Source organism: Acidobacteriota bacterium (assembly GCA_034211275.1).
Taxonomy (GTDB): Bacteria; Acidobacteriota; Thermoanaerobaculia; order Multivoradales; family JAHZIX01; genus JAGQSE01.
Window position 1 is genome coordinate 1 of sequence record JAXHTF010000192.1, and the last position, 12,874, is coordinate 12,874.

Annotated in this window: 3 protein-coding genes; all 3 read left to right on the plus strand. The window is 66.6% G+C overall.

Translation table 11 applies throughout. The annotated features are described in order from the left end of the window. Nucleotides 1-463 precede the first annotated feature (463 nt). The 3 genes from SX243_21220 to SX243_21230 all read left to right on the plus strand — a co-directional run bounded on the left by SX243_21220 (nucleotide 464) and on the right by SX243_21230 (nucleotide 12,810). Entirely contained in the window at nucleotides 464-1,144 is a 681-nt protein-coding gene (locus SX243_21220) for a hypothetical protein (protein MDY7095506.1), read from the plus strand. Nucleotides 1,145-2,981: 1,837 nt separating this feature from the next. Continuing rightward, the gene (locus tag SX243_21225; protein MDY7095507.1) at nucleotides 2,982-11,516 is read left to right on the plus strand and encodes an IPTL-CTERM sorting domain-containing protein; all 8,535 of its coding nucleotides are present in this window, start codon (nucleotides 2,982-2,984) and stop codon (nucleotides 11,514-11,516) included. A 256-nt stretch (nucleotides 11,517-11,772) separates the two neighbouring features. Beyond that, complete coding sequence (locus SX243_21230; protein MDY7095508.1) at nucleotides 11,773-12,810, plus strand: hypothetical protein; 1,038 nt, start codon at nucleotides 11,773-11,775, stop codon at nucleotides 12,808-12,810. Nucleotides 12,811-12,874 lie beyond the last annotated feature (64 nt).

The window sequence follows — 12,874 nt, forward strand, 5'->3', positions numbered from 1 at the left end:
CCCCCCCCCCCCCCCCCCCCCCCCCCCCCCCCCCCCCCCCGCCCTGGTCTCAACGTCGAAGCCCACCTGGGCTTGCTTCGTCTCATCCCCCAACATACCGACCGCCGCTTCGGTAAGGAGCAGAATCCCGCTCTGGTGAGCTGTGACTCGTGACCGAGGTGCTGCACAGAGGCGGCGCTCTCGCAGGTCATGCCTTCAAGCAAGTAAAGGCGTTGCTCGTGCCGTGTCCTTCTGGTTGCTGTGAAAGCGCCCGCTGCGCCGTGGAGGTGGACCTCGTAGGAGGGGGAGGTGGCGTGCAGCCACCAGGGCGACGCGGCTTCGGTCCTGGCCCCCAAGACCTTGTCTCGGAAGCTCTTCCTGGGGGAACTAGGAAAGAAAGAGGTTGGCGAAGCCTTCGACGCTTTCGTCCCGCAGCCAGAAGGTGGCGAGGCCAGCGTGCCGTGGGGTCTACGAAGGAGGAGACATGGAAGAGATATTTCGACTGTCCGACTTCACAGGGAGCCGCGCCAGCGCGTTGACTCACGACGAGATCCCGCTACCAGCGGGGCATGAGCTGCGCATCACCGGGACCGTCTACCCGCCCGAGGAGATCGACGATTACGGACTGCCGAGGCCGCAGATACCCGTCATCCGGGTCTCGGTCGAAGGGGTGACGGGGCCTTTCGGCGTTTTGCGCGAGCTCACCGGTCGCCGGCGCGGCGTCGTCGAGACGCGGCCCCGGCAATGGGGGCAGCATCACGAGGAGTTGCGCGCCGGCTTTGATCCGGTCCCGCTCGATTGGACCCTCAGCGCAGCCGACGACGACCGCGTCATCGTCATTCGCCGCGGCAAAACGCCGGGAATCGAGTTTGAAGCGTACATTCCGCCCGTCGGCTGGCGTTACGCCGACAGCATCGCGTCGGTCTCGCCCGCGGACACATCGGCCCCGCCGGCGGAACCGCTGAGCTCCAAGGCGCGGCGGGGTCTCTCCGTCGCCCTCACCGGGCTCGAGGCGTGGGCGACGGGGGAAATCCCACAGGGGTTCGCCCGCAACAAGAGAACCGCTCTGCTGCGGGCCCACGACGCTCTGCGAGAGGTCGCGGCCGAGCTCGAGATCGAGCCGATACAAGACCGGTCCGGGTCCTCCGACGATTATTTCAGCTGAATTCCGCTATCCGCGGTGAGGGAGCTTCAGCAAGCTTCTGGCAGCCCGTGGTGGAAGTCAGACGCCAGCGAGAGCGAGCGACTTTTCACCGAGTCAAGGCCGGAAAACAGCAGGCGATGCAGGTATCGGCGAGGTTTTTGAACGAAGATTCGGCGGAAAAGGGGCCGCTCGCAGCGCGGCTCGACTTTCACTACGGGCTGCTATGCCTTCCTCCTTGCCGAGCGTGCTCGGCTTTCCCCCTGCGGCTCTCTCCTTCCTCCAAGCCCCTGAAGTACCCAGCGGGCTGGCCTTCGATGCAGTGGTTGGCCGGTTCACCAAGAGCGGTTCACCAACAGGAAGTCAGAGAAGCAACGGAGGGTGAAAGAGACGAGCCCGGAGGACCTGGAGCGCGCCGGGTTCGATCCACGGTGGCTCGCCGGTAGGGCCGGGCCGGCTCGCTGAACAGCTCGGGCTCAATCGCTGAAGATGATCGTACACCATTGCTGTTCGCACGGTATGCCGTCGTGGTCTCCGTCCATTTTGGTGTCGGGGCAGTTCTCGAGAAAGTATTGGGCTTCGCTGCACGATGTCATCTCTGAGCAGTAGGTCCGGCCATCGCAGGAGAAGGCGAGGCTCGGTTCCGGCGGCGCCGATTGCCGAGGCGGCGACTCGGAGAACCAAGCCTTGCCTCGAGCGCTCAGAACACGGTCTGCGAGGCCGTGGTCTCCGAAGACGAAGTAGCCGCCCACCGCTAACAAGAAGAGAACGCCGATGGCCTCGAGGGGCAAAAATCTTCGCCTGGGCGCTTCCAGGGATCCGTATTGGGAGCCGGCATCAGATCCCGTCGCCGGTGAGGTTTCCGGATACACGTCGTGATAGATCCGCACTGCCCGCAGCCTACCGTCTCCGTCTTTCTCCGCTGCATAGACGACCGACTCGCCCACGGACGGGCGGGGAAGGTCCCGGGGAAAGACGCTGATATGAACAAAACAGTCCTGCCCACCTTCGTCAGGAGCAATGAATCCGAAGCCGCGTTCGTCGTTCCAAGCTTTGAGCGTGCCTCGCCGTGGCATCTTCGAGCCCCCAAGATCGAGTAGTTGCTGAAGGTGCGAATCTATCAGCCGGCAAGACCAGAAGCGACCCCTGCTGGGTTAACAGCCCGTGGCGCCAAGCTTGCGAAAGCAGAGCTGGGGCGCTGGGGCGCCGGCGCTCAGCCTTTGGCGTACATTGCCAACGAAGGGGGACGGCACCTTGTCGGTAATCGACACGTTGACCAACACGGTCGTCGACACCAGTTCCAGGGGCTCCTTGCGATACGCATGAGCGAGGCGGAAATGGTGAGACCGTCGGGAACGCGGACCCGCTTCTCGAACCCCCGTGGCGGCCTCGCCGGTAGTAACTTTTGCCTCTTTGCATAGAGAGCAGAGGGGCTATCTTTATTTGTCCATGTAGAGTATTTCTTGGGAGCATGCGCTAGATAATTCCCGATATCCGTTGTCGGGCGTGACACTCCTATGGCATTGCAGTTTCTGCTCAGAAACTCCTTGCACCCTCGAAGCGATCTAATCTAAGCTCCGTCAGTCTAGGAGCTTGCTGAACAACTCGCGCCGCGCTTCGAGCGGCTCGTTTCGACCGAATCATCGTTGTTGAACCTCGACGATTCCTGAATCGCCTGCGGCTCTCCGCCTCGATTCTGCTGGGAAAAGTCTCGCTCTCGCTAGCGGCCGAGTTTTCCAGCCAGCTCCTGGTCATTATTTTTCTTGGACTCTTCAGTAATCATGAGGGCTGCGCGTACCTGCTCGCTCCTGCGAGTCAGGAGACGTGCGCCTTGTAGGCATTAGGTGCGAGGGGTAGAGCGATGAGATTCGGACCGAGCTTCCGTTTTGTTTTTGTGATGATGCTTTGGGCCTTGGTGCCGCTCTCCGGGGGTATTGCCGAAGCGCAGCCGCTGCAGAAGAGCGCGGTGCAGGTGGATGCGGGCAACACCAAGTTGACCGGGGAGACCTTTGCGTATCGCCTCACTTACCGCTGCAACGCGACTGCTGGAGACTGCATCAACGCCCGGGTGGTCGATGCCTTGCCGCCGGAGGTGGTCTTCGTTTCCGCCGTCGGGACCACCGATGTGGCCACCATCAACGCTCCTGCGGTGGGCTCGACGGGCACCGTCGAATTCATCATGGTCAGCCCACTCACGGCGGGCAACAGCGGTGATCTGGTGATCAACGTACGCTTCCCCAACGGCTCGACACCGGACGGTACGCTGGCGACCAACACGGCCACCGCAGAGAATCTCGATCCGACCCTCAACCCCTTCACCACGCCACCGGTGGACGTCACCGCCGTGGCGCAGCCCGAGGTCGACCTCACCAAGACCCTGCTCACCGCGGCGAACCTCGACCTGCCCACGACCTATCGGTTGAGAATCCAGGTGCCTAACACCCCGGGGCGCCTCAATGTCAGCGGTATTTCGGTCACCGACACCCTGCCCACCGGCGATTTGATCGCTCAGCCGCCAATCTTCAACGGCGCCAGTCCGGCGGCGGACTGCGAGCCGGGTTGTGTCGGCACGCGGCCGGCCAGCTTGACCTGGAGCGGCCCGTTCTCCGTGAACGTTGGCGGAGCTCAGAACATCAACGTGACGGTGACCTTCGACAGCGCCAGCTTCAGCAACGGTGCTTCGGTGACCAATGAATTCACCGCGGACGGTACGCCTCTGGGGGAGGTCCCGCAGAACTTCGGGATCGGCTCCGTCACCCATCCGGTGACCGTCTTCGTGGCCAATCCGTCCGCCGGCTTCGACAAGCGCATCGGCCCGGGACCCAACCCGCCCACCCTCAACCAGCCCTTCAGCTACCAGCTCCTGCCTTCGAACAACGGCAACGTACCGCTGGACAACATGGTGGTCATCGACACCTTGCCCATCCAGGTGGCCGTGGACAGCATCACGACCGGTGCCTACAACGGCGTCACGGGAAGTGTCCAGGTGAGCTATGAGACCAATCTCAGTGCCGGCTTTGTGGTCCTCGGCAGCAGCCCTGCGGGGACCAACGCCAGCTTCAACATCCCGGCGCTGGGAGCCGGTGAGTACGTCACCCGGCTGCGCTGGGAGTATGGCCAGGCGGCCCCGGGCATGGGTGCCAACAGCAGCGGCAATCGCCCGCGCATCAATGCCCGGGTCATCGATCCGGACAACGTCGGCAACCCGGTGATCTTTGGCGATACGGTGAGCAACTGCGCCGACCTGACGGCGGTCTACGATCCCGGCGGAGCCAACACGCCGGTCAGCCGGATGGACTGCCAGGACTTCAGCCTCAGCGGTCCCTTCACCCAGCATTCCCCGAACAAGGTGCTGACCACCGGCAGCGGTCCCTATGGCGTCGGTGCCACCGTCGGCTGGAGCCTACGGATCGACAACGAGACCAACGCCAGCGATCCGCTGCCGCTGGAGGACCTGGTAGTCGTCGATCTGCTACCGCGGGACCTGGTCTACGTCGCCGTCCCCGGCTGGAGCTGGGACGACAACGGCACCGGCCTGCCGGCACCGAGCTTCGAGGAGATCGCCAATTTCGCCGGCACCGGCAGGACGTTGCTGCGCTGGACCTGGAGCGCGGGCTCCGGCGATCTGCTCCCCGGGCAGGAGGTGCGCATCGCCCTCGACACCACGGTTCGTTTCGGCGCTCAGTTCGGCGATCTGGACAACGTCGTCGGGCAGACCCAGAACTCTCCCGGACTCTCGCAGCGCTGCCAGGGCGGTTCGGCGCTGGACGATCTGGATCAGGACGGTGACGGCGATACCGGCGACCGCCTCTGCGTTCGCTCCCGCAGCGTCACCATCGCTCCGGTGGCCCAGCTGGTATCCAGCAAGGCGGTGCGCGGGCTGTGCGATGCGGACTTCGTCAGCGCCTCCTCCGGCACTCTGCCGGGAGGCGTCCTCGACTATCGCCTCGAAGTACGCAACGTCGGCACGATCCCCATGGAGGACTTCGTGCTGGTGGATATTCTCCCCTTCGTGGGCGATACCGGAGTGCTCGACCTCTCGCCTCGCGACTCGCAGTGGCGGCCGCTGCTGGCGGCGCCGGTGACGCCTCCGCCGGGCACGACTCTCTTCTACAGCACCAGCGGCAATCCCTGCCGTCCGGAGGTCGGCGGTCCGGCGGGCGGCTGTGACGCCCCCGGCTGGACCACCGTGCCGCCTTCTCCCATCAGCCTGGTGCAGAGCATCAAAGTGGAGTTCGGCGATCGAGCCGTACAGCCGGCGGATACGGTGGAATTCGTCTTCCGTCTGATCGCCCCCGCCGACGCACCGGGCGGTGGTCTGGAGGCCTTCAATTCCTTTGCCTATCTGGCGCAGCGCAGCGACGGCCTGGGCTCGCTGTCGGCGGAGCCCAACAAGGTGGGGATCGCCATCGGCACATGCACCGCTGCGGCGCTGGGCGATTTCGTCTGGCTGGATACCAACGGCAACGGCATCCAGGACGACGGTCCCACCGGCCTCAACGATGTCTACGTCGAGTTGTTCACCCCCGGTGCCGACGGCATTCCGCGCACCTTCGACGATGTGCCGGTGGGCAGCACCGTCACCGCCGACGACGCCGGCGGAGCTGCCGGCTGGTATGAGTTCCCGGCCTTGCCGCCGGGGGATTATTACGTGCAATTCCAGCCGCCTCCGACCTACACGGTCACCGCTTCCGGTGCCGGCGGCGATGCCACGCTGGACTCCGACGCCGATCCATTCACGGCTTGCTCGCCGGTGGTCACGCTGGGCATGGGGGAGCAGAACCCGGACGTCGACCTTGGTCTGCTGGCGCCGCCGGTGGCGGCCCTGGGCAATTACGTCTGGTTCGACCGCGACGGTGATGGCATCCAGAACGAGTCCACCTTCGACGGCGCCAACGGCGTTGCGGTGAAGCTCTTCGTCGACGACGGCGACGGTGTCCCCGAGCCCGGCGCCGACGATGGCATGCCGGTGGCGACCACCGCCACCGACGACGATGTCTACGGCAACCCCGGCTACTACCTCTTCGATGGCTTGACCCCGGGAGTGCCCTACTTCGTGCAGTTCATGCTGCCGACCTCCGCCAGCGGCTTCACCTCCGCCGACCAAGGCGGCGACGACGGCGTGGACTCCGACGCCGGGGCCGGGGGTGTGACCCCGGTGGTGATCTTGGCTCCGGGGGAGGAGAACCCGACCCTGGACGCTGGCTTGGTGGCCCCCGTCGGCGATCTGGTGCTCGGGGACCAGGTCTGGTGTGACGATGACAACGACGGCGAGTTCGAGCCTCAGGACGGCGAGCTCGGGGTCAACGGCGTGCGCCTCAACCTCTACCTGGACGACGGTGACGGCGTTCCCACGCTGGACGAATTCATCGGCTCCACGGTGACCTTCACCAGCGCCGGCGTGGACGGCATCTACCGTTTCGAGGAGTTGGGGGATGGCGACTACATCGTCGAGGTGGACCTGATCAACTTTTCCGGCGGCGCGCCGCTGGAGGGCAAGGTCTCCAGCTCCGGCAACGATCCCGCTCCGGATCCCGACGACGACGCCAACGGCGACGACAACGGTGCCAATCAAGGCGCTCTGGTGGCGAGCCTGCCGGTGACCCTGACCGACAACGGCGAGCCCACCACCGACGACGGAGATGACGACACCAACCTCACCGTGGACTTCGGCTTCGCCACCACCGCCGCGCCGGAGTACGACTACGGGGATGCACCGGACGTGGTCGCCGGCACCGCCGCCGGCGACTACCGCACGACGGCTCTGGACCAGGGCGCGGCTCACCTTCAGGGAGTCGCCGGTGCGCCCTTCCTCGGCTCTTGCGTCGACGCCGACAACGGCACCTACCAAGACCCTTCGGCGCTGGCCGACGATGTCAGCTCCTTTGGCACCATCACCGGAACGTGTGCACTCCCCGGTGGCGACGAGGACGGGGTGGTGATTGCCAACCCGCTGACCATAGGCTCCGTCGCAAGCTTCCAGGTCACTGCCAGCAGCGGCACCAACGACTGCGTGCTGGATGCCTGGGTGGACTGGGATCGCAGCGGTACTTTCGGCGACTCCGCCGGGGAGCAGATCGCGGCGTCCCTCCTGGTGACGGCGGGGAGCTCCGTCAACCTGACGCCGGTGGTGCCCGCCACCGCCCGTCCGGGGCTGACTTACTCGCGCTTCCGCTGTTCTTCTGCCGGCGGCCTCGGCCCGGACGATCTCGCTGCCGACGGCGAAGTAGAGGACCACCTGGTGGGAGTGCGCGGCATGGACTGGGCGGATGCCCCGGACAGCTACGACACCCTCGCCAGCTCCGGGGGGCCGAGCCACGAGGTCGATCCCACGGCGGCTCTGCTCCTCGGCGCCTGCGTCGACTTCGAGACCGACGGTCAGCCGGCCGTGGGGGCTCTGGGAGACGACGTCGCGGTGGCGGCGGACCGAGTGGGTCTATGCCTGGACGACGAGGACGGCGTGGTCTTCGATACCCCGGTCATCGCCTGCCAGGATGCTGCGCTGACGGTGACCACCAACGCTGCCGGCGTGCTCGACGCCTGGATCGACTTCGACGGCGACGGCACCTTCGGCGGAGCCGGGGAGCGCATCGCCAACGGTTTGGCAGTGGCTGCCGGGGCCAATCCCCTGGTGGTGCCGGTCCCGTGCAACTCGATGCCCGGCGTCAGCCACGCCCGGTTCCGTCTTTCCTCCTCCGGCGTCGCCGACTTCGGCGGCCCGGCTCCGGATGGCGAGGTAGAGGACTATGCCTTGACCATCTCCGGCAACGATTGGGCGGACGCCCCGGACTCCTATCGCACCACTTTGAGCGTCAACGGTCCCCGCCATGGGATCGTCTCCGGCAGCACCATCTTCCTGGGCTCCTGCGTCGACGGGGAGCCGAATGGCCAGCCCTCCGGCGGTGCCGATGGGGACGACGTGGCCGTCGGCGTGCCGGCGGGGACCTGTGTCGGAGGGGACGATGAAGACGGTGTCGTCTTCACGGCGCCGGTGGTGGCCTGCCAGACTGCGTTCTTGACGGTCACCGCCAGCAGCCCGGGGGTTCTGGACGCCTGGTTCGACTTCGCGGGGGATGGGAACTTCAGCGCCGTCGGCGACCGAATTTTCAGCGCTCAAGGAGTGAACGCCGGCGCCAATGCGCTGAGCTTCAACGTGCCCTGCACCGCGACCCCCGGGCTGACCTACGCACGCTTCCGCTTCAGCTCGGCTGGTGTGAGCTCCTTCGAGGGGCCGTCCGCCGATGGCGAGGTGGAGGACTACCTGGTTCAGCTGCGGGCTCCCGACCTGGGCGACGCTCCGGATAGCTATGGGACCCTCTTCGGCAGCGGCGGACCGACCCACGGGGTCGATCCTGCGGGGATCTTCTTCCTGGGCGCCTGCGCCGACACCGAGGTCGAGGGGCAGCCCGCGGTGGGGGCCGATGGCGACGACCTGGGGGCCGGGACTACCGTGGCAGGGCTCTGCAATGCCGGCGACGACGAGGATGGCGTCAGCTTCGCGGCGCCGCTGGTGGCCTGCGGCAGTACCTCGGTGACGGTTCTGGCGGGCAGCGCCGGCATTCTCGACGGCTGGTTGGACTTTGGCGCCGACGGGAACTTCACCGCTCCCACGGACCGGGTGTTCACGGCCCAGGCTGTGGCCGCCGGAGCCAACAACCTCACCATCAACGTGCCCTGTACGGCTGTCCCCGGGCAGACCTACGGGCGCTTCCGCTTCAGCGGCTCAGGGGTTCCGGGACCCGGCGGGCCGTCTCCGGACGGCGAGGTGGAGGACTATCTGCTGGAGATCCGCGGCGTGGACTTCGGGGACGCCCCGGACTCCTACCCAACGACCTTCGCCAGCTCCGGTCCGTACCACGGGGTCGATCCCGCCGGCAGCCTCTATCTCGGCGCCTGTGTGGACACCGAGTCCGACGCCTCCGCGCCTCTGGACGCCAGCGGCGACGACGCCGACGCCTCGGGAAGCACTGCCGGCACCTGTGCCGGCGGGGATGACGAGGACGGCGTCGTCTTCGACACCCGGTTGGTGGCCTGCAAGGGGGCTGACCTGACGCTCACCGCCGGCGCCGCCGGTCTCCTCGACGCCTGGATCGACTTCAACGGCGACGGTAGCTTTGCCGGCGAACAGGTCTTCACCAACGAGCCTCTGACCGCCGGTGCCAACAGCCTGAGCTTCACGGTGCCCTGCGACTTGACCGAGGGCGCGACCTACGCGCGCTTCCGCTTGAGCTCGGCGGGCGGGCTGACGCCCAGTGGCGGAGCCGCCGACGGCGAGGTGGAGGACTACGTGCTGGCGGCGCTGGGATCGGACTTCGGCGACGCTCCGGATAGCTACGGCACCACCGAGGCCTCCGGCGGTCCTTCCCACGGTGTGGATGCGGCTCAGCCGATCTATCTGGGATCGTGTGTGGATAGTGAGAACGACGCCGTGGCGCCTCTGGACTCCACCGGCGACGACCTGGGCGGCGGCGACGCTACCGTCGGTACCTGCGTCGGCGGAGATGATGAGGACGGGGTGAGCTTCGACTCCGAAGTCGTCGCCTGCCAGACCAGCAGCATCACCGTCACCGCCTCGGCGGCGGGCTTGCTGGATGCCTGGATCGACTTCGGGGCCGACGGCTCCTTCGCCGAGGCGGAAGACCGCATCTTCACCGCCCAGGTCCTGGTGCCGGGGGCCAACGCGCTGACCTTCGACGCTCCGTGTTCCACGGTGGCGGCGGCCGTCACCTTCGCGAGATTCCGCTTCAGCACCGGCGGCGTCGCCGGTTCCGGAGGCACCTCTCCCGACGGCGAGGTAGAGGATTACCGACTCGAGACCCGTGAGGCCGACCTCGGCGACGCTCCGGATAGTTACGGCACCACGGTGGCCGCCGGCGGCGCCAGCCACGGCCTCGTCTCTGGCTTCCACTTGGGAGCCACGGTGGATGCGGAGCAGGATGGTCAGCCCAGCGGCGGCGCCGACGGCGATGGCGACGACGAGGACGGCGTGGTCTTCGCCGGTGGCATGGCCATGGCCAGCGCCTGCGACTCCACCTCCCTGGAGGTGACCTTGACCAACACCGCGGCTCTCAGCACGGCGGTATTGGACGCTTGGATCGACTTCGACGGCGACGGCACCTTCGACGAGCCGCGGGACCGCATCGCCACGGCTCTGGCCTTGGTGGACGGAGCCAACACCGTCAGCTACGACATCCCCTGCGACGCTGCTTCGGCGGAGAGCTACGCTCGCTTCCGGCTGAGCACCCAGGGGGTGGCCGTGGCCACGGGCCAGTCTCCGGACGGCGAGGTGGAGGACTACGCCTTCGTGGTCAAGGGCTTGGACTTCGGCGATGCGCCGGATCCCACCTACCCGACCCTGCTGGCCAGCAACGGCGCTCGCCACTCGGTCCTCCCCGTCGCCAACCCGACCCTGGGAGCGGTGGTGGACACCGAGCCCGACGGACAGCCGTCGCCGTCTCACAACGGTGATGACCAGAACGGTTCTCCCGACGATGAGGACGGCGTGACCTTCCCCGGCGTGCTGATTCCGGGCACCGAGGGCGCCGTCACCATCGCCACCGGGTCGGCCGGAGGCTTGGTCAGCGCCTGGATCGACTTCAATCAGGATGGCGACTGGGCCGACGCCGGCGAGCAGATTCTCAGCGACGTCACCGTCGGCGCCAGCGCCAGCCTCAGCCTGCCGTTCTCGGTACCGGTGGGCTCGCTCCAGGGCACCGCCTGTGCCCGCTTCCGCATCAGCTCCCAGGGAGGCCTGACGCCCTCCGGAGCGGCGGCGGACGGCGAGGTCGAAGATCACCTGGCGGCGGTGGGAGTGGAGGAGCCGGCCCTGGGCGTGGCCAAGCAGCTCGTGAGCATCGAAGAAGATGCCTCCATGACCTACCTGGTGACCTTCGACATTCTGCTCTCCAACCTCGGCAACGTACCGTTGTCCGACGTCCAGGCGACCGGAGACTTCGCCACCGCCTTCGCTGCGGCCGCCTCGGTGGTGGTGGATTCCGTCTCCAGCATGGAGCTGGTGGTCAACCCGGCCTTTGACGGCACGGTGGACATCGACCTCCTGGCGGCTGGGAACACCCTGGCCGTAGGTGCTTCCGGCAGGCTTCGCATCGTCCTGCTGGTCGATCCGGGTGGCTTCGCCGGACCCTACGTCTGTTCCAGCGTCGGCACCGCGGTGAGCCCCGGTGGCGAATTGGTGACCGACGTCTCGCAGGATGGCGATGATCCGGACGCCGACGGCGATGGCGATGCCACCGACGACAACGATCCCACGGAGCTGGAGCTACCGGTGAGCGTGCTGGAGATCCCGACCCTCGGGCAGTGGGGATTGATCCTTCTCTCCGCACTGCTCATGCTGGCCGCCATCGCAATCCTGCGGCGCCACAGAGCGATGCAATAGCGTCGCCCTCAGCAGCTCCCGAGCCCGGGTGAGCCCGGCATCGTCGCTACAGCAGCACATTCCTCGCGGCCCCTCGTTCCTGTTGACGAGGGGCCGCGAGGTTTTTGCGGGGCGGAGCTGCGCCCGGCCGATGCAGTCAAGCTCTTCGAGGTCGGTGGTAATCTACCTGCACGAAAGTAATACAAGGTATTCGAAAGTCGAGGTCGAAAGAGCTCGCCAGACAAGGAGGAGCCCCGTGCGCCCGAGAACACTGCTCATGTCCCTCGCCCTGTTCTGCGCCGGGGCCGCCGGCGCCCAGCCCTTCGTCTACGTCGCGAATTCCGGCGGCAACACCGTGTCGGTGGTCGATACCTCTTCCAGCACGGTCGTCGACACCGTCGCCGTCGGCGCCGAGCCACGGGACGTGGCGGTTCGCCCGGACGGCTTGCGGGTCTACGCCGTCAACACGAGCGAAGACACCGTCTCGGTGATTGATACGGCGACGAATACGGTCGTCGACACCGTCGCCGTCGGGGACGAACCTCTCGGCGTGGCGGTGGCCCCGGACGGCGCGCGGGTCTACGTTCTCGCGGGGGACGGTGATGTCTCGGTGATCGACGCCGCGTCGAACATGGTCGTTGCCACCATAGCCGTCGGCACTCAGTCCTTCGGCGTGGTGGTGAGCCCAAACAGTATGAATGTCTACATCACGGGGGGCGGTGCCGTGTCGGTGATCGACGCTATGTCGAACACGGTCGTCGAGACCATCCCGGTCGGAGGAGTGGTGCTCGGCGTGACGGTCAGCCCGGACGGTCTGTGGCTCTACGTTGCCGAAGCTTTCTCCAACACTCTGGCGGTGATCGACGCCACGTCGAACACGGTGGTCGATACCGTTGCCGTGGGAAACGTGCCCGTATACGTGGCGGTGGGTCCGGACGGCACGCGCCTCTATGTCACGAACTTTGGCGAGGATACCGTGTCGGTGATCGACGCTGCGACGAATACGGTCGTCGACACGATCTCCATCGGCCCCCAGCCTTACGGTGTGGCGGTGAGCCCGGACGGCCTGCGCGTCTACGTAGCCAACATTCTCAACGGCGTTGTATCCGTGATCGATACCGCTTCGAACACGGTCGTCGACACCGTCGCCGTCGTGGCAGAGCCTGAAGGAATCGCCATCGGACCGCCGTTGGCCCCGCCGAGCGCGATCGAAGTCCCCACCCTCGGCGGCTGGGGCGCCCTCCTTCTCGGCTTCGGCCTCGCTACCCTCGGCATGGGTCGGCTGCGTCGGCGGTGGTGCCTTCGAATAACGTGAAGCCGTCGCTCATAGCTGTGACCTCCTGGTCGTTGGAGGAAGTGCCCGCTGCGTCGTGGAGGTG

Coding starts and splice junctions, on each gene's coding strand:
- SX243_21220 (MDY7095506.1), top strand. CDS start 464: ATGGAAGAGATATTTCGACTGTCCGACTTCACAGGGAGCCGCGCCAGC.
- SX243_21230 (MDY7095508.1), top strand. CDS start 11,773: ATGTCCCTCGCCCTGTTCTGCGCCGGGGCCGCCGGCGCCCAGCCCTTC.
- SX243_21225 (MDY7095507.1), top strand. CDS start 2,982: ATGAGATTCGGACCGAGCTTCCGTTTTGTTTTTGTGATGATGCTTTGG.